Origin of the sequence: Pseudomonas sp. RC4D1 (genome assembly GCF_018390395.1) — a bacterium.
GTDB lineage: Bacteria > Pseudomonadota > Gammaproteobacteria > Pseudomonadales > Pseudomonadaceae > Aquipseudomonas > Aquipseudomonas danubii.
This window is the reverse complement of record NZ_JAHBAW010000003.1, coordinates 1077006-1094683: the sequence shown is the minus strand read 5'-3', so window position 1 is coordinate 1094683 and position 17678 is coordinate 1077006. Positions and strand designations below refer to the sequence as shown.

Sequence of the window (17678 nt, the reverse complement as noted above, 5' to 3'; positions counted from 1 at the left end):
GAAACCGGTCTGCATCAGGCCGCAGCGCTCAGGTGCAGGACCGTAAAATAGGCCGCCGTGCCAATCGCCGCGGTGCTGATCAAGCCCAGGCTGTTGCTCAGGGCAATGAGCCCCACCAGCAACAGGGACACCGAGGCTGCCAGGGGCTCGCGGCTCATCTCGCTGAAGGCGATGTACACCGCGAAGTTGATGAACACCGCCACCGGCAGCACCCGCTCCAGGCAACGCTGCAGGCCGGGTTGCAGGCGGATGCTCACGAACGCCGGAATGATCCGCACCAGGCAACTGGTGGCCAGTAGCGCAGCAATGGTGACCCAGGCCGAATCGTTCATGGCTTGGCCCTGGAAAGCAGGACAGTGCTGATCAGCACACTGGGAATCCAGAAGTACAGGGTGCCCAGGAGCATGATCAATACCAGGGTCACCGCGACACAGAGCGCCACCATCGACAAGATGGCCAGACGACGTTCGTGCGCCAGGCTCAAGCGGCTGCGCAACTGCGCCAGCGACAGGTACATCAGCACCACGCTGGCCGGGTAGCCCAGGTTGACCTCGGTGCCGATCCACTGCAGCGGCAGCCATTTGCCCAGCCATGCCCCCAGCACCCCGGCCAGTGCCCAGGTCAGGAAGATCGTTGCGCGTATCACCAGCACCGTGACCGGATTGTCCCGTTCGTGCTCGGTGGCGTAGGCCTCGTCCCCCAGCATATGGGCCGCCGCGGCCTTTTGCAGGAACCCCCGGGGCAACCGTGGGCTGGAGGTGAAGGCAATGGGCAGGTAACGGCTGTTGATCGAAGCCGAGACCAGCAGCAGGGTGAAGAACCCGGCTCCCGACTGGGCCAGGGGCAGGGCGGCGAACTGACCGCTGCCGGTGAATCCCAGCATCCCCACCAGTGCCACCTCCAGCAGTGACCAGTCGGCGCGACCTGCCAGCAGGCCGAACAGCATGCTCACCGGGACAATGGCCAGCGCGGCCGGGGCCACCCTGCGCAGAGCACCTGACGTGCTTTGTGCGAACGGCATCTGTTGCTCGACCTGCATAGGTTTCCTCACCTTTTGCTCATTACCGAGGCAAAGACCCGGAGCGGCGCCCCAGTCATTGGTCGAGGGAGTCTAGGAAAGGCAGCGAGACAGCGTCTTGTACGATTGTGCGAGTTTGCCGGGGCTCAGAAGCGGTAGCCGACGTTGACCATCACTGCGGCAGCGCCCAGCACCACCAGCTCGGTGCCCACCGGTCCGTAGTGCACGCCCACCGCCGGAATCAGCACCGGCGCCACGCCAAAGTGGTTCAACGGGATCTTATCCTTGTAGTCGCCCTTGTAGCCCTGGATCAGGCCGCCGCTGAGCTTGGCGTAGACCGGCCAGTCGGCGTGTTCCCAGGCCTTGCCCAGGTACGCGTAGTAGGAGCGCTGGGAGAAGGAGTTGCGAAAGGTGCTCACGCCCCACAATTGACCGTCGGCGTAGTTGCGCTCCAGGCCGATCAGATCCTGGTGGTTGTTGTGGTCGGGATCGTTGCTCCAGTGGTTGGTGTAGACGCTGGTCTGCACGTACCAGTAGTCCTGTTGCGCGGCGGCTTGCAGCGTCTGGCTGGCGGCGGCCAGCAGCAGGGCCAGGCCCGCGGCTTGGGTTCGAAGCATTGCTTTCATCAGGGTTCCCTGCCATCGCGACAGTCGTGCCCCCTCGGAAATCAAGGGGGAAAAGGGGGCAGACGCTAACATCCAGCTATTCAGCGAATCAATGATTGAACTGTTGCTTGATCTATATCGGCTTCGATGCGCTGGATCAGGTAGGGGAAGAACGGGTTGGCGGTCAGGCGCATCAGTTCCTCCATGGGCACCACCAGCACGCCGCGTTCACCGCGGGCGGCGATGGTGCCCAGGTGCACGCCGAAGTCTTCTCCGGGGGTGGGCTGGGTCCCGTACAAACCGTCGTCCACAGGGAACGGCAAGGCCACGTGGGACAAGGAAAACACCCCCGCCGGATAGGCTAGATCCAGGGGCCGTAGCTGGCTGTCCAGGCTCAGGGCGGGGGTGCTGACTTCGGCCAGGGTCGCGCCGTCGCTGCCTTCATTGGTCAGCACCCGGGTGCTGTAGTTGCGCGGCGGTGCCGGCAGCAGGCTGGCCAGGGAGGTGAGGCTGGCGGGGTCCAGCAGGCCTTCGAAGTCCCGGTCCCGGTTGAGGTCGAAAATCACCAGTTCACTACCGTTGGCCGGCAGTTGCCGGTACAGGCCGCTGACCAGGGCGGGGGTACTGACTGTGGCATCGGTCAGTGACTGGAAGCTGAGGATCGGTGGCAACCGGTTCAGGCGCGGGTCGCCCACCAGGGCCAGCAACTGGCTTTGCAGGGCATCGGTCAGCAGCCATGACTGGCGCGCGGCATTGACCGGAAACGAGTTGTACTTGAATGGGTTGTACTCAGGGCGCAGGTTCAGCCAGGCCGCCTTGCTGAAGGCCGGAAACACCGCCGGCCAGCCGGCCACACCGGCAAAGCGCGCCGACGGGGCTACGCCGATCATCGGCGAAATCAGTACCAGGCGCTGGGCCTGGGGCAACTGCGGATTGTCCAGGGCGTCCAGGGCGTACTTGACCGCCAGGGCACCACCGTTGGAGTAACCGACGACATGCAAGGGCGCAGGCGCCGGGACTTCGGCCCGAGCGGCACGCAGGGCCAGGCGGGTAGCGGCCAGCCAGTCCTGCCAGTGGGCGTCGGTCAGGCCGGCCGGCACCGTGCCGTGGCCGGGCAGGCGCAGGCCGATGGCCAGGTAACCGTGCTCGACGTAGCGCCTGGCAACGTGGCGCAAGCTGTAGGGCGAGTCGGTCAAACCATGCAGCAGCACCACCACGCCCCGTGGCGTGCCTGAGGGCCGCAGCAGGTAGGAGCGGTTCCAGTCGGTGGCAAAGCGGGGCGGGTAGACCCGGCTGTCCACGCGATAACGGTTGAAGGGCGGGACCTGGGTCGGGTCCAGGCGGTCGCTGACTTCACGCCGGACTTCGGCAAACAAACGCTCCTCGGCCTGCATCCAGGCCGCCCAGTCGGCGCGATCGATCTGTTCGATGCTCAGTTCATGGGGCACCCGCAGGTGCCAGGGTTGCAGCGCCGGACCCCGCTCGCTGTCGTAGGCACGCCAGGCCAGCAGGGTGAGTGCGGCAACGCCGAGGATCAGCGCGCCACCCTTGAGCAGGCGCGACAGGGTCGGGGCGATCACGGGCGGGGACTCGGTTGGAGGGCGCTGATGCGATAAACGCAGCGTCGATCGCCAGTGATCAGGTGCTCCACGCGCTGCACCTGCCCCAGGTCGCCAATGGCGGCCTGGAACACTTGCAGTTCGGAGCGGCAGAAGCCCTGGCACTGCTGGGCCGCGACACAGATCGGACAGTGACTCTCGATCAATAGCCAGCCCTCGCCGTCGGCCTCGACACTGGCCATGTAGCCGGCGACTTCACGGATCTGCGCCAGGGCCCGGACCCGTTCTTCCAGGGTCGGTAGCGGGGCGCAGACGTCGAGGTACTGCGCGGTGTTGACCCGCTCCATATCAGTGACGATGCGTTCCACGCCGTCGGCCCCATAGACCGCGCGAATCGAATCGATCAGTTGCAGGGTCAGGTGGGCATGGGTGTCGGGAAAACGGGCCTGGGCCTGCTCGGTCAACACCCATTTCTGCGACGGACGCCCGGCGCCCTGGGCCGGCATCATCTGCCCGGCGATCAGTTCAGCGTCCAGCAGTTTCTGTAGCTGCTGGCGGGTGGCTTCCAGGGACACCTTGAGCAGCGGGGCCAGGTCGGCGGTTTTCAAGGGGCCGCGGGTTTTCAGCAGAAACAGAATTCGCTCGGCGGTGGCTCCGGGGTTCTTCTTCTCGGCAGGGGAGGATATCGAGGACATGCTGGGCCATTAACCAATGCGCAAGTGGGGTATCAAGGGCGTGCAGGACGCTGCTAACCGCGCAAGCATAACAGGCTCCGGCCAAGGGGCCCGGCGATTGTCGCGCTTTGAACGGCGGATTGGGCAAGAGAGCGAGACGATGAAAAATTAATTATCAAAGTAATTACTTGTGTAATACAGTGCGGCTTTATCGAACACCCTAAGGGAGCAAGGCATGGCTTCGACAAACGGATGGTCAGCACTGTTACTGGGCAAGAACGGACTGCGCTCGGCAGCCCTGGCCGGTGGCGTGGCGCTGCATGCAATCAATGTGTACCTGGTCACCACGCTGTTGCCTTCGGTGGTCAAGGATATCGGCGGCCTGGACTACTACGCCTGGAATACCACCTTGTTCGTGGTGGCCTCGATCATAGGTTCGGTGCTGTCCACCCGGGCCCTGGGGATACTGGGGCCGAAGCTCGCCTATGCCCTGGCCGGCCTGGTGTTCATGCTCGGTTGCGGCCTGTGTGCCCTGGCCCCGGACATGGGCTGGCTGATCATCGGGCGCAGTGTCCAGGGCCTGGGCGGAGGGCTGCTGTTCGCCTTGCCCTACGCGATGATCCGCCTGGTGTTCGACGAGCCGCTATGGCCCCGGGCGATGGCGCTGATTTCCGCCATGTGGGGCGCGGCCACCCTGATCGGCCCAGCCGTGGGCGGGGTCTTCGCCGAACACGGCGCCTGGCGTGCGGCGTTCTGGGTGCTGCTGCCCTGCACCTTGCTGTTCATGCTGCTGGCGATCGCCCTGTTACCGGGCAAAAGCCGCGAAACGGCGCCCCGCAGTCCCATTCCCGGGCTGCAACTGGTGTTGCTGACCGCGGTGGTGCTGGCGATCTCCATTGGCAGCATCACACCTTCGCCCGGGTACAACGCGCTGGGCCTGGGCGTCGGTCTGGGCCTGTTGCTGCTGGTGGTGGTGCTGGAGAACCGCTCCGGCAAACGTCTCTTGCCCCGCGACAGCCTGAAGTCCGGCAGCCCCTTGCTGGCGCTGTACCTCTCCATGGCGCTGCTGGTGGTGGGCATGACCAGCGAGGTCTTTGTGCCGCTGTTCCTGCAAGAACTGCATCAGCAGACGCCCTTGCTGGCGGGTTACATCGCCGCGCTGATGGCGGCCGGCTGGACACTGGGGGCGATCTTCAGCTCTGGCCTGAGCCCCCTGGGCGCGGCCCGGGCCATCGCCAGCGGGCCGTTTCTGGTGGTGGCCGGCCTGCTCCTGGCCTGTCTGTTCATGCCTGCCACGGCCACGCCGCTCCTGAGCCTGGGGGCGGTGTGCCTGGCCATGTTGCTGGTGGGCACAGGGATCGGCCTGGCGTGGCCCCATCTGTTGTCCCGAGTCCTGGAAAACGCGGCCGATGACCAGAAGGAGCTGGCGGGCGCTTCGATCACCACGGTGCAACTGGTGGCCACGGCCCTGGGCGCGGCGCTGGCGGGGATGATTGTCAACCTGGCCGGACTCAGCTCCAGCGCCGGTGTTGCCGGTACGGCCCAGGCCGCGGCCTGGCTGTTCGGTCTCTACGCCGGGGTATCGGCCCTGCTGTTTATCAGCATGCGTCAGGTCCGGCGCCACCATACCCGGGCGCTGGCCGAGGCCTGAGGCCTGCCTGACTCATCACTCTCCAAGGACATACAGATGAACAGCCTCAATACCGCTTGCCAGGAACAGGGCTTCCTTTTCGATCCGGGAGTCGCCCCATTGTTCGCGCACCTGGACCTTCGTCTGCTGGGGGGACGCGCCATCGGCATTGCCGACAATCAGTTCACCGATCTGCTCAGCGTCCTCGGCGGCCCGGGCTGCGGGGTGTGCAATGGCAACCCCCGGGACCTGCGCCGGGAGAACCTGCGCCAGTTCAGCTATCGCCTGGACGGTTCGGGCGAACTCAGCAGCGCAACGCCGGCGCTGCGGGAGCTGCCCCGGCAGTTGCATCAGCGATCGGCGCCCGGCGCCGGCGAAGCGCCGCTGGAGCTTGGCTTGCAACCCTGGCGCCTGGGGCCCCACAGCCCCTATGGATTCCTGCCCCTGGGCCAGACCCGCAGACGGTCCAATATCTCCCTGGATTCCATCGACAATCCGGCCACCGTGCTGACCCTGTCCCATTGGCCGGCCAACAAGACTCCCAGCGCCTACAAGGCCAACCTGTCCACCACCAGCGCCCTGATCTTTCTCCAGCAGGGGCTGAGGGTGGAACAGGCGCAGGTGATCACCAGCGATCATTTCGATCTTGACGGGCTGGCCTCGGTCTACGCCTTCCTGGCCCCCGAGCAGGCCCTGCGGCACCGTCAATTGCTGATCGATATCGCACGACTCGGCGACTTCACCCGGGGCACTTCGTCCCAGGCCCTGCACTGCGCCTTTACCCTGCATGCCCTGGCCGCCCGAGTGCGCAGCCACAGCCAGGGCGGCAACGACCGGCAACTCATGGCGCGTTTCACCGCACTGCTGCCGCAACTGGCCGATGTGCTGGATAACACCCGGCGTTACGCCGAACTGTACGACCCGGCCATGCAGGAGCTGCAGCGCAGCACGGCGCTGGTGGAGCATCCCGCCACACGGATCGAAGAGTACCCGGACATCGATCTGGCGATCTTTCGCCTGCCTGACGGCGCATGGCAGGGCGAGGGCGAGTACTTCGGCCTGTCGCCGGTGGCGTTGCACAATCGCAGCCGCTGCGCGGTGCTGGCCATCGTCAATCAGGGGCGTATCGAAATCCGCCAGCGTTATGAAAGCTGGGTCGAGCGCAGCAGCGGCATTCCCCGGGCCCGTCGGGACCTGGCGATCTTCGCCCGGGCCTTGCAGGAAACGGAGCTCACTCCTGGGCAGTGGCACTACGACGGAGTGCAGGCAATCATGCCGGGCCTGAGGTTTGTCGCCGACCGGCCCAGCAGCCACTCCAGCGACAAGCTGCTGGCCGAACTGCGTCAGTTCCTTGGCCAGGCCCCGGTGGCCTGGGATGCCAACGGCCAGGCCACATAACGCAGCACCGCCAACTTCGCTTTGCCTGGCGCCCTTGTGCTGTAATTCGCGGCCACCGAACAGCACAAGGAAGCCTGTGGATGCACGAATCCGCCCGTCACATCGTCGATCTGTATCAGCGTCATGCCCAAGCTTGGGACCGTGCGCGCCGGGCCAACACCCAGGCATTTCACAGCGAACAAGCCTGGTTCGAACGCTTTCGCCAGGTCATGGGGTCTGGCCGACAGGTACTGGACCTGGGGTGCGGCGGTGGCGAGCCGGTAGCGCGCTATTTGCTCGAACATGGATACGCGGTCACTGGCGTCGACAGCAGCGCCGCCTTGCTGGATCAGTGTCGCCAGCGCTTTCCCCAACAGCAGTGGATCAACGCCGACATGCGCGGTCTGGCCCTGGACCAGGACTTTGCCGGCATTCTGGCCTGGAACAGCCTGTTCCACCTGAGCCCGGACGATCAGCGCGCCATGTTTGCCGTGTTCGAACGCCACGCCGGCCCAGGCTGCGCCCTGATGTTCACCAGCGGACCAGCAGCAGGGGAGGCCATCGGCGAGTTCGAAGGCGAGGCCCTGTACCACGCGAGCCTGGACCCGGGGGAATACTGCACCTTGCTCGATACCCACGGTTTCGAGGTGGTGCAGCAGGTCAGTGAAGACCCGGAGTGCTGCGGGCTGACGGTGTGGTTGGCGCGGGGGATTTACTGAGGCTCAAAGCACGCCCTGGCGCCTGGCGATGTCCCGCAGGCAAATGCCCAGGGCACGTTTTTCATAGTCGAGTGGATCGAAGCCGAGAATGAAATCCGCGCGCATCAGCGACTGGACGACCGTATCGCTTTCATCCCGAAACTGCTTGCGCTTGAGCATGTCGGTCACCTCCGGGGCATACCATTGGTAGCGCTCTTGCAGGTGAAAGAAGGTGGCGAACTCATCCCAGGTGCTGTTGCCGGTGACCGTCAGCCCCAGTTCTTCATGGGTGACTCCGGCAATCCCAAGGGGCGAACCCTTGAGGGTGAAGCTCATATCCAGAGCGACGCTAGTGTCGAATGGATGAGGCATCGTCTCGGACGGGTCTTCATCCCCCTTGATTGAGGAGTTGCACTGGTGACAAGAGGGCACCAGGTTGTACAGCGACACCGCCAGATAGGGGTAGATCGACTTCGGCAAGAAATGATCGAGGGGAGGCCGCAACTCCAGTTTCTTTGGGTCGCCGGCTTTCTGGCCGTGGTAGTTCACATGGTGCAGATGGCAGTAAGGGCAGATGCGCAATGAGTAACTGCCTACCAGCTTGTAGGCGTTCCAGCCGACGCCCTTGTAGATGAATTTGCTGTAGTCGAAGATTTCGCCCAGCTTGGTGATCAACTTCTCCATATCGGCCTGCCGAACGCCGGACTTTGCGCTGGGTCGATTTCGCAAGTAATGATCAAGGGGCCCGGCTTTGTGTTTGACCTGTTGGATCACCTTGTGTAGTCGGCTTACATCGCCGACAAGTATGAAATCGCGCTCGCTCTGCAACACCCTCTTCAAGTCTGATGTGAAGGGCGGATAACCGGCGAAGGGTGACTTCCAGGCACTCATGGCCTCGTCAAAACGTTTGCCCAAAGTTTCTAGATGCTGTTTGGCAACATCCGGCGAAGCCACCTTAAGCTTGAGCATCTTCGCTCCCGATCAGCACGTTCAGTTGCTGTTGCACATGGCGTCTGAGTTCATCGTTGGCCAATGTTCCAGCGATCTGCCTGGCGTGCCCGATGCTTTGCGGGTCCTGATCTTCTCGGTTCAGGACGGCGGAGAGCTTGGTCAGCAACTGCAGATTGAACTCGCCCGTGAAGTCTCCGACAGCGAAGACCGAGTTCAAGGTTTGCTTGGGGGTGTAGCCGAAGGCATTGGTCAGTTGCTGGTTGTCCAGGTCGAACAGGCGACCGGCCGGGGTGTCGGCGGCGATGATCAGAGAATGAGTGGAAATGAACACGTGAGTTCTTTTGGCCAGGGAACCGAACTCCTTGATGAATTTCAGCAGGCTGTCGATGTACATGCGTTGCCACTTGGGGTGCATGAACATTTCACCTTCATCGATGCACAACAGCATCAACCGATCCTGCGATTCGCGCTCAAACTCACCGAAAGCCCTGGCGATGGCGCAGTACAGGGACATCATGCTGGCCTGGCCGGAGCTCAATTGCTTGAAGGAGAACTGCAGCAAGCCCAGCGCCGCCACTTCGGAAAACTCACCTTCATGTTGACGGATCTGATGACCGGCTTGCTGATCTAGGTAAGCCAAAGTGGCCTGCCGTCTCCAGGTGTTGACGTTATTAAACAGGGGACGGATAACGTCCAGTGCATTGCGCGCCTTGAGCAGTTGCTCGGCCAGAAGGTCGTCTCCTGCCAGTGTGGGCAGTTGAGGGAGGTCAACCAGCAACAGGTCGTTGAGCCAGGGGCCGTGAACCTCAATCATCGCCAGCAATGCATCGATCAGTAGATGAAGTTTTTCCGCGGTCACTCTGTCCAGACATTCCAGGACGGCAAAAGAGCAGATAAATCTCGTCTGTACTGACGAGCGCCTGTCGACTTCATGCAGCCGGGTCTTCATTTCCGGCGCCAGGGCCTTGTAGGTTCTGGCTCCGTCCACAGCATATGACTTCACCAAATCGACCAATGAGACTGGCTTGAGCTTTATTTCTGCCTTGGCCTCGGACACGAAAGTGTCCTTGTCCTTGAGAAAGGGATAAGCATTGAATGCAGCGACCATCTCTGATTCCACGACTAGGCCAAACCGCGGGCTGACATCCTTTACTTTTCGACGACGTAAGAGGGCGCGCCTGACCTTTTCAAACGGAGAGGTAGTGTAGAAAACCGCCGAAAAGTCAGGCGGTACGGAAAATGTGTCTTGAGTGATCTGGAGGCTGGAAAGCAGCTTGGTTTTGTTAAGCGAAACACCTTTTGCAAGGTACAGCCCCTGATCGTTTTCCCAAAGAACGCTGACTTTGGATTTAGTATCCCAATCAGCCAGTCCCTCGCACAGTTTCAGCAACATCTCAGTCTTGCCGCTGCCATTCTCGCCATAAAGAGTAGTGAACGAGGCCACATCCAACGGCCGTCGGCTGCAGGTGCTGGAGGACCGAGTTATTTCCAGAGTGAAAGAGGGAGAGTCATGGGGCTCCTCGGCTGGATGAATCACCGCCTCATAAGCATCGGTCAATGGCAGTACAATCGGCCGTCCCGATTTTCCGGCAAAAAAAAGCACATGGATCACAGTGCGCTCTGGCGACATATCGAATCCCTGATCATTGTTTTCCAGTCCAGGCCTTGAGCCCTGACTGTCGAGCCAGATGGCTGGGTGAAATGGCTATGAGCCATTAGTGAAAAATGGCGCGTAGATTCGCATATGACGAGGGCGCGGAAAATAGCCAACGGCGTATTCAAACCACTGTCGATTGTTGAACTTTTCAGGCCAGAGCGCTTGGCCACAGGCATAAAAAACGCCGCGTTCTACTCAGGAGAACGCGGCGTCTTTATTGGCCCCTAGGGCCGTTTCCGCTCATTCGCTTTAGTGCTTCATCATGCTGTGATCCGGCGCATTCAGCGCGCGGGCCTGGGCTTGGACCTTGATGGTTTCCTTCTCGCCCTTGGCGTTTTCCACGATCAGGGTCAGAGGCACTGTGTCCCCGGCCTTGATCTGGCCGGTGAGCTCCATGAGCATCACGTGATAGCCGTGGCTGTCCAGGCTGACTTTCTTCCCGGCCGGCAGGGCCAAGGCGTCCACTTGCTGCATGCTCATCACGTCGTTGTGCATGCTCGACTGATGGATCTGCACGTTCTTGGCCACGGGCGATTGCACTTCAACCAGCTTGCTGTCGCTGCTGGCGGTGAGGTCCATGAAGGCGCCGCTGGCGTGCTGGCCAGGGACGGTGGCGCGGACCCAGGCGTTGTCCACCTGGGTCGCGGCGCTGGCGGTGCCGGCCAGGCCCAGCAGGGAGAGCATCAGCAGGGCGGATTGGATCCGGGATGGGCGACGTTGCGAGTTCATTAACAGACCTCCATGACGGTGAGCAGATCTTCCGCGCACTCTTGGGCGTTGAGGGACTGGGACAGACCCAGGCGCAAGGTGCCCCGGGAGTCGTAGACGAAACTGGTGGCGGTGTGGGACAGGGTGTAGGTCGAACCGCTGGGGATCTTTTCGTAGAACACGCCAAATTCCTTGGCGGTGGCCGCGGTTTCTTCCAGGGTGCCGTAAAGCGCCTCGAAGCTCGGGTCGAAGGCTTTGACGTAGGCGTCAAGCACCTCGGGCGTGTCGCGCTCGGGGTCCAGGGTGATGAACACCACTTTCAGGCGGTCGCCGTCGCGGCCCATGAGCTTCTTGGCCTGGGCGGCGCGGGCCAGGGTGGTGGGGCAGACCGCCGGGCACTGGGTGAAGCCGAAGAAGATCATCGGCATCAGGCCACGGTAGCTGGACAGCGACTTGGTTTCGCCCTGGGAATCGGTGAGTTTGAAGGTGCGGCCGAGAATCTGATTGCTCAGGTCCTTGCCATATTTGAAGGACAGTCGGGGACTGTTGTCGCAACCGGCGAGCAGGCCCAGGCCAAGCACCCCGGCGCTGGTAAGCAGGGTGCGGCGAGTCAGCAAAACACTCATGAAATAACGCCCTTTGAACAGCCAGACAGGCAAAAACCCGCGCATGGTAGCAAACAGACGAAAGCAGCGGCGGGCTAATTAGACCAATGCCTGCGGCCATCGGTCGCAGTCTGGGTTGTGGATTGAGCCGGACTCACGGCCAAGTGTCGAACGCTGCCCGGAGGCGGGTCCTGCTGTTGCAGCCATGCCCCGGACGATCAACCTCTGGGCCTTGGGCGATATGCGCGTTCAATCTTCCAGCGCCGCGATCTGCACCAGCGCCCGCACGGCGGCGCGGGTGGCCAGGGTCAGGGGCTTGGGCAACCGGTCCAGCTCGAACCAGGCGATGTCGCTGTGCTTGTGCGGCTCGTTGTTACGCGGCGCCATGGCCGGGGCGGAGGCCAGGTACACCGGGCAAACCCAATGTTCCTGCCGTTCGGCGTCGATCTGGTCCGCCACGCATAACAGGCTGACGCCTTGCAGGGTCAGTCCGAGCGCTTCGAGGATTTCACGGCGCATGGCCTGCTCCACCGGTTCCAGCCAATCGACCTTGTCTCCGGGCAATCCCCAGCAACCGGCCTCGGGGTCCCGCAGGCGCTTGACCAGCAGTAACTGGCCATCGCGGACGATAGCGGCGCCGCATCCCAGGCGAGGCTGTTGTGACATGGCTGTACTCCTGTGCGTTGGGGAGAAGGGCAAGGCCCGTGGTCCTGCCCGGCAGCTGATATGCGCTTCGCACACTATCGACTGTCAAGGATGACAACCGCGTGTTGCTTTGTTGTTTATTTGTAACTTTCAACGTGCAGGACGGCCGTCGATTCAATGCTCGGTTTAGAACCTGACTCAAGTGCCCGGCTCAGTGGCGCAACAGGGTGGCCGCGATCACGGCCAGTGCCATGAGGATCAGGATCACTCCGGTGATTCGTTCCAGCCAGGGCAGGGCGCAAGAGAAGCGCTGCCGTACCCGGCCATTGCCAATGGCCAGCGCCACCAACACATCCCACAGCAGCACCACGCTGAACATCCATACGCCATAGACCAGCTTCCAGGCGGTGCTGGTCTGGGCGCCCACCAGGGACGCCAGGCTGACATAGAACAGGGCGTTCTTCGGGTTGAGCAGGCCCGAAAGCAGACCCGCGCCCAGGCCGCGCCACCAGGTGGCCCGGTGCAGCGCCCGGCTGTCGCCCTGGGCATCCACCGCAGCCAGGGAACTGGTGCCAGCGTGACGGATGAACAGCCAGCCCAGGTAAAACAGGTAGCCACAACCGGCCAGTTGGATCGCCAGGAACAGCCAGCTGTCGGGGCGCAATACCGAGACCCCGCCAAAGGCCAGGACAATGAACAGACCGTTGGCCAGGGCGATGCCCAGGCAGGCGCCGGTGGCCGGTTTCCAGCCGCTGGCCATGGACAGGCGCGCCACCAGGAAAAAGTCCGGCCCGGGGGAGAGCAGGGCGAGAAAATGCGCGGCGGCGACCAGCAGGAACTGTTGAATCATGAAGGCAGACTTCCAGAGGCGAGAAGGGGCTGGAAGTCTGCCGGGCGTCAGCGCTGGGGTATTGAAGAAAATTGCGCGGCCTTCAGCGCTTGTACAAACCCGGGGTGACCCCGACATGGGCCTTGAACACCCGCTGGAAGTGCGCCTGATCGGCAAAGCCCAAACGCTGGGCCAGGGCCGCCGGGGCCTCGCCGGCCTGCAGCGAGGTGCGGGCCTGGATGATGCGCTGGTTCAATTGGTAGGCGTGGGGCGTCATCCCGGTGGCGGCGCGAAAGGCCCGGATCAGTTGGTAGCGGCTGAGGCCCGCCAGCGTTGCCAGGCGCTGCAGCGGGTGAGCCTGTTGCGCCCCCTGTTGCAGAAATTGCATGACCCGCCGGACCCCGGCGCCGGCCAGGCCCGGATCGGCGGCCAGGGCAATCACCGGCTGCCCCTGCAGCGGAAAGTCGCCAATGAACTCGATCAGCGCTGCTTCCTTGTCTTGCCAACTGGCGGTGGAGAACAGCAGGTCGTTGAGGCGGCAAAAGCGCTGGTACAGATCCCCGTCGTGACTCAACAGCACCTGGCCAGGCGCCAATGCCGCCTGCTGCTGTGCTTCCAGGCGCACGCCTTCGACCCAGCGCGGCTCCAGGTGCAGCATCTGGTAGCTCCAGGCCGTGTCGGGCTGGGGATTGCAGGCATGGGCGCAATGGGCCGGGACGAACACCACGCTGCCGGCCTGGATCAGGGTGGGTCCCTCGGCGCCGCCACTGAACAGGCTGACGCCACGGTCCACGGCGCCGATGGACACTGTCGGGTGGCTGTGGGCCCTGTAGTTGGCGCGGCTGTCACAGGCTCGGCGGCTTTCTACGTAAGGCAGGTTCGGGTCGCGCCAGAATTGCGCTGAAGGCGTCATGCTGCAGCTCTGCGGTCAGGGGACGGATGAGCAGGCTAACAGGGTGGATTGCAAGGGTGCCAGTTCGAGCTGAGCGCGGATGCCGGACGGGAGCGCTCGCCAGGGCTGCCTATACTGCACTCGGGTTTCGCTCAACCGCGCCACGACCTGCAACAGGAGCTGCCATGAACTTCAAGGAAATCGCCTACGAGCAGCACGGACCCGTAGTGGTCATCCGCTTCAATCGCCCCGAGCAGCGCAACTGCATCGGCCCTGTGACCCACCTTGAATTGATCGACGCCTGGACGCGTTTTCGCGACGACGACACGGCCCTGGTAGCGATCATTACCGGCACCGGCGATCGGGCCTTTTGTGCCGGCGGCGACCTCAAGGCCGCCGCGCAACTGGTGCCGTCGAGCGCCGAGGAAATGGCCGCCCATGATCGTGGCGAACGTCCCGGAATCATCGGCCCCAGCCGTTGGGTCGACGTCTATAAACCGGTGATCGCCGCCGTCAATGGCGTGGCCTATGCCGGTGGCCTGGAGTGGGCCTGTTTTGCCGATATGCGCATTGCCGAAGAGCATGCCTCGTTCGGCGTCACCTGCCGCCGCTGGAACATCGGCCTGGCGGACGGCGGCACCCAGCGCCTGCCGCGGATTGTCGGCATGGGCCGGGCCATGGAACTGATTCTGACCGGCAAGGTGATCGATGCCCAAGAGGCCTACCGCATCGGCCTGGTCAACGAAATAGTGCCCAGCGGGCGCTCCCTCAAGCGCGCGCTGGAATTGGCCCAGGTGCTGGCCGGTCTGCCGCAACCGGCGATGCGCTCGGACAAGGAAGCGGCCATCCGGGGATACGGATTGCCCTTGGTCGAAGGTTTGAAGATAGAAGCCCAGTGCTTCAATCGCTCGATCCACGCCCCTGAAACCCAGGAAGGACTGCGCCGCTTCATTGAGCGCGATCACCCTGATCGTGGAGGCCGACCCGCGACAGGCATGGTCAAGCACTGAGCCCCGTCCAGCCCCGGGAGTCAGGCCTGGCGGCGCAATGGCCGGCAGGCTTCCGCCAGGGCGGCGCGCAACGCCTGGCACAGACGCTGGGGTTCGCCGCCCTGGCGAAACCCCTCGACCTGGCGTTGCAGTTCGGCGAAACACCGGCCCTCGGCACTGCGTGCCAGGCTCAGGCGCGGATCGGGCTGGACGTAGCGCGGATCGTCCGGCGCCAGGTACAGGCCGTTGAGGTTCTGGTAATCGGCGTCGATCCAGGCGTACAGGTGATGTTCGAAACGCTCGGCAAACCGATAGCGGCCAAAGTCCATCACCTGCAGTTGCAACGGCGCCACGCTGGACACCCCCGCCAGTTGCACATTGACCCCATCAATCAGTAACGGCGCACCCCGGTTGGCGCTCAACAGGCGGTGCAGCGTCGCGGCCACCTGAGCACTGACCGCCAGCCTTTGCTCATCGCGTCTGACCTGCAGTTCGCCGTTCTCCCGGCACAGGTGAAAGCGCACCGCGCCGCAGCTGCTGGCGGTCAAGCCATAACGCCGCAGCAGAAGCTCGGCCTGCATCAGGGCCCCGGCCAGTTCGGGGCCCTGCCAATAGCGTTGCCACTGGCAGCGCGGGCGGGTGCAGGCCCGACGCAACAGCAGCACCGCCGGTTCCGCCGCACGCCCGTCATGCCACAAGGCATCGAAGCCCAGGTCGATTAGGGCATAGGCCGGCAATGGCGTGATCGCCGCGCCGGCGTGGTTCATGGCGGCGAACACCAGGTGCTCCATCAGTACTTCATGCACCGCCTCGGCCAGGGTCAGCAAGCCGTTGGAATGGGGCAACTGCGGGGCTTCGTCCGGCGGCACGCCAATGCCCTTGATGTCGAACAGCACCTGCTCGCTGGCCGGCGCGCACAGCACCGCGGCGCGCCCATAACGCGGCGGACGCCAGCCCGTTACCCGTCGATCGTCCAGGGCAATCGGGGTGTTGATGCCCTGGGCCGCTGCCTGGCTGGTGGATATATAAGCAGCGTTGCGCAGCAGCCAGCGGTCGATGGCCGCCTGCTGGGCCTCCTCCGTTGCCCCCTCCCAGGGGGCGTCGAAGTCGGCGCGCAGCGCCGGGTAGTTGGCGAACAGCACCCGCGCACCGGCCACCCCGAGCAACTGTTCCGTACTCAGCGTCTGACCGCTCTGGGCGTAGTCGGCCAGTCGTTGCACCCGTGGGCCTGCGGCGAAAGGCTGGTTCAGATCGTGCTGGGGTTGCCAGGCGGCGGGACTGTTCATCGAGTGTCTCCGGCCCAGGCATCCAGGCGCTCGGGGTGGTCGAGGGCGGCGATCGGGTCCAGCAGGACCCAGTTGCGGCGCAGTTCCAGGCTGGCTTGTGGCCCCTGGGCCACTTCGCCACGGCCGCGCAGCATGGGCAGCTCCCGCAGCGCGCCGGCCGCCGGGGCGCAGACCCCCAGGGCTTCGGCATGGGGGCTGTGGCGCAGGCGTTCGAACAACTGCGGTTCGCGGGTGCGGATCGCCAGGTATTGACCGTTGGGCAGCGCCGATCCAGCCGCGGTCCAGGGCTCCAGGCCGGCATCGCGCAAGCGCGCCAGCAGCCCGGGCATCTGCTGCCGCAGGCGCTGGCTGCGGGCCTGGGCCCTGGCGACGGCGGGTATCAGCGCCGGCAGGGCATGAATCGACAGGGCCGGGCTCAAGGCCGGGCGTGCGCGGGAACGCTGGCCCGGCGACCAGACGTCGATATCGCCATCCACCGCGAGGTCACCGAACAGCGCGCCACCGCCGCCAATGTCCAGGGCCTTGCCGTGGCCCAGGGAGGTGACCACCAGTGATGCGCCGGGACAGCACAGATCCCAGGCGCCGGCGCTGTCTTCGATGATGGGCAGGCGCGTGCCGAGCAACTGGCGCAAGGCCGGGATGTCGCAAGGCAAGCCGTATTGATGGACCGCGATCACCGCGTCCAGACCATGGATATGGGGCGCCAGCGCCTCGCTGCTGAGCAGCAGGTCGGCGGCGTTTTCGATAATCACCGGTATCGCGCCGGCATTGAGGACGGCGGCCACCACTTGATGGCAGGTGGCGGCCGGAACCGCGACCCGCCAGGTGCCGGTGACCCCCAGCTGGCGCAACGCCAGTTCCAGCGCCGCGGTGCCGGAACCGACCAAGGCACCGTGGCGCCGCTGATAAAACTGCGCGAGCCAGGACGAGCACGGCAGCCGATCGGCCTCCCGTGCCCGCCACTGGCCATCGGCAGGACCTGGAACTACTTGCACTTGTCCATGGCACAAGCAGTCAGGGCTTCAACTTTGCATTTATCCATGGCGCAGGCGGTCAAGGCTTCGACCTTGCACTTGTCCATGGCACAAGCAGTCAGGGCCTCGACCTTGCACTTATCCATGGCGCAAGCGGTCAAGGCTTCGACCTTGCACTTATCCATGGCACAAGCGGTCAGGGCTTCGACCTTGCACTTGTCCATGGCGCAAGCGGTGAGGGCCTCGGCCCGAGGGCCGCCGATGCGCCAGCTGGTGAACTTGCTCTCCGGCAGCGCGCCGCGCTTGACCACATCCAGGTGCAGGGTGCGGGCTTCATGGTCGTTGCATTCGAGCAGGATCTCGTCCTCGGCGACCGCGAAGTGATCGTGCAGCAGGCAGAGTCCGAAGCGATCCAGGTTGCCGTGGCGCTCCAGTAGCTCATGCAGGTCATTGATGAATTGCGCATCAGACACCCCCAGTGGCATGGCTTCGTCAAAGGAGGGATTGGTGTGTCCGTTCATGTGGTGTACTCCAATATGTTTGATTTAAACCGGTCATCTTCATCAACAGTGCGCGGTAGT

General features: G+C 63.8%; 19 protein-coding genes. 4 read left to right on the top strand and 15 right to left on the bottom strand.

Annotated elements, in window-relative coordinates; translation table 11 throughout:
* Positions 1–14: 14 nt before the first annotated feature.
* The 5 genes from KHO49_RS29715 to KHO49_RS29695 all read right to left on the bottom strand — a co-directional run bounded on the left by KHO49_RS29715 (position 15) and on the right by KHO49_RS29695 (position 3877).
* Complete coding sequence (locus KHO49_RS29715; protein WP_102879316.1) at positions 15–332, bottom strand: hypothetical protein; 318 nt, start codon at positions 330–332, stop codon at positions 15–17.
* Positions 329–1039: an AzlC family ABC transporter permease gene (locus KHO49_RS29710; protein WP_249735888.1), complete on the bottom strand. Its 711-nt coding sequence runs from the start codon at positions 1037–1039 to the stop codon at positions 329–331. The genes KHO49_RS29715 and KHO49_RS29710 overlap by 4 nt, the downstream gene beginning before the upstream one ends.
* Positions 1040–1164: 125 nt before the next feature.
* Entirely contained in the window at positions 1165–1635 is a 471-nt protein-coding gene (locus KHO49_RS29705; protein ID WP_102880054.1) for a sn-glycerol-3-phosphate transporter, read from the bottom strand.
* Between the two features lie 89 nt (positions 1636–1724).
* Positions 1725–3203, bottom strand: a complete 1479-nt coding sequence (locus KHO49_RS29700) for an alpha/beta hydrolase (protein ID WP_213666392.1) — start codon at positions 3201–3203, stop codon at positions 1725–1727.
* On the bottom strand, positions 3200–3877 hold the full coding sequence (locus KHO49_RS29695; RefSeq protein WP_180988385.1) for a helix-turn-helix transcriptional regulator: 678 nt from the start codon (positions 3875–3877) through the stop codon (positions 3200–3202). Before KHO49_RS29695 ends, KHO49_RS29700 begins: the two co-directional genes overlap by 4 nt.
* 214 nt (positions 3878–4091) lie before the next feature.
* Between KHO49_RS29695 and KHO49_RS29690 the strand changes: the two genes are divergently transcribed.
* The 3 genes from KHO49_RS29690 to KHO49_RS29680 all read left to right on the top strand — a co-directional run bounded on the left by KHO49_RS29690 (position 4092) and on the right by KHO49_RS29680 (position 7582).
* Positions 4092–5507, top strand: coding sequence for an MFS transporter (locus tag KHO49_RS29690; protein ID WP_110651781.1), 1416 nt, complete (start codon positions 4092–4094; stop codon positions 5505–5507).
* A 36-nt stretch (positions 5508–5543) separates the two neighbouring features.
* Positions 5544–6884: a DUF6687 family protein gene (locus KHO49_RS29685; protein ID WP_213666391.1), complete on the top strand. Its 1341-nt coding sequence runs from the start codon at positions 5544–5546 to the stop codon at positions 6882–6884.
* Positions 6885–6964: 80 nt separating this feature from the next.
* On the top strand, positions 6965–7582 hold the full coding sequence (locus tag KHO49_RS29680; protein ID WP_213666390.1) for a class I SAM-dependent methyltransferase: 618 nt from the start codon (positions 6965–6967) through the stop codon (positions 7580–7582).
* 3 nt (positions 7583–7585) lie between these two features.
* On the opposite strand, the gene KHO49_RS29675 is transcribed toward KHO49_RS29680, so the two are convergent.
* From KHO49_RS29675 to KHO49_RS29645, 7 genes are all read right to left on the bottom strand, one after another.
* Positions 7586–8530 carry a hypothetical protein gene (locus KHO49_RS29675; RefSeq protein ID WP_123390810.1) on the bottom strand — a complete coding sequence of 315 codons (945 nt, stop codon included), beginning with the start codon at positions 8528–8530 and terminating at the stop codon, positions 7586–7588.
* The gene (locus tag KHO49_RS29670) at positions 8517–10142 is read right to left on the bottom strand and encodes an AAA family ATPase (RefSeq protein ID WP_213666389.1); all 1626 of its coding nucleotides are present in this window, start codon (positions 10140–10142) and stop codon (positions 8517–8519) included. Before KHO49_RS29670 ends, KHO49_RS29675 begins: the two co-directional genes overlap by 14 nt.
* 276 nt (positions 10143–10418) lie before the next feature.
* The gene (locus tag KHO49_RS29665) at positions 10419–10898 is read right to left on the bottom strand and encodes a copper chaperone PCu(A)C (RefSeq protein WP_123390814.1); all 480 of its coding nucleotides are present in this window, start codon (positions 10896–10898) and stop codon (positions 10419–10421) included.
* The gene (locus tag KHO49_RS29660; RefSeq protein ID WP_102880055.1) at positions 10898–11503 is read right to left on the bottom strand and encodes an SCO family protein; all 606 of its coding nucleotides are present in this window, start codon (positions 11501–11503) and stop codon (positions 10898–10900) included. Before KHO49_RS29660 ends, KHO49_RS29665 begins: the two co-directional genes overlap by 1 nt.
* A 228-nt stretch (positions 11504–11731) precedes the next feature.
* On the bottom strand, positions 11732–12148 hold the full coding sequence (locus KHO49_RS29655) for an NUDIX hydrolase (RefSeq protein ID WP_213666388.1): 417 nt from the start codon (positions 12146–12148) through the stop codon (positions 11732–11734).
* Between the two features lie 190 nt (positions 12149–12338).
* Entirely contained in the window at positions 12339–12974 is a 636-nt protein-coding gene (locus KHO49_RS29650; RefSeq protein ID WP_213666511.1) for a LysE family translocator, read from the bottom strand.
* An 85-nt stretch (positions 12975–13059) separates the two neighbouring features.
* Positions 13060–13869 carry an AraC family transcriptional regulator gene (locus tag KHO49_RS29645; RefSeq protein ID WP_102879324.1) on the bottom strand — a complete coding sequence of 270 codons (810 nt, stop codon included), beginning with the start codon at positions 13867–13869 and terminating at the stop codon, positions 13060–13062.
* Positions 13870–14033: 164 nt separating this feature from the next.
* Between KHO49_RS29645 and KHO49_RS29640 the strand changes: the two genes are divergently transcribed.
* Complete coding sequence (locus KHO49_RS29640) at positions 14034–14858, top strand: enoyl-CoA hydratase/isomerase family protein (protein ID WP_213666387.1); 825 nt, start codon at positions 14034–14036, stop codon at positions 14856–14858.
* 20 nt (positions 14859–14878) lie between these two features.
* On the opposite strand, the gene KHO49_RS29635 is transcribed toward KHO49_RS29640, so the two are convergent.
* The 3 genes from KHO49_RS29635 to KHO49_RS29625 are packed head-to-tail and all read right to left on the bottom strand — an operon-like array spanning position 14879 to position 17618.
* Complete coding sequence (locus KHO49_RS29635; protein ID WP_213666386.1) at positions 14879–16123, bottom strand: hypothetical protein; 1245 nt, start codon at positions 16121–16123, stop codon at positions 14879–14881.
* Entirely contained in the window at positions 16120–17118 is a 999-nt protein-coding gene (locus KHO49_RS29630) for a DegT/DnrJ/EryC1/StrS family aminotransferase (protein ID WP_213666385.1), read from the bottom strand. Before KHO49_RS29630 ends, KHO49_RS29635 begins: the two co-directional genes overlap by 4 nt.
* Entirely contained in the window at positions 17109–17618 is a 510-nt protein-coding gene (locus KHO49_RS29625; protein ID WP_102879328.1) for a hypothetical protein, read from the bottom strand. Before KHO49_RS29625 ends, KHO49_RS29630 begins: the two co-directional genes overlap by 10 nt.
* Positions 17619–17678 lie beyond the last annotated feature (60 nt).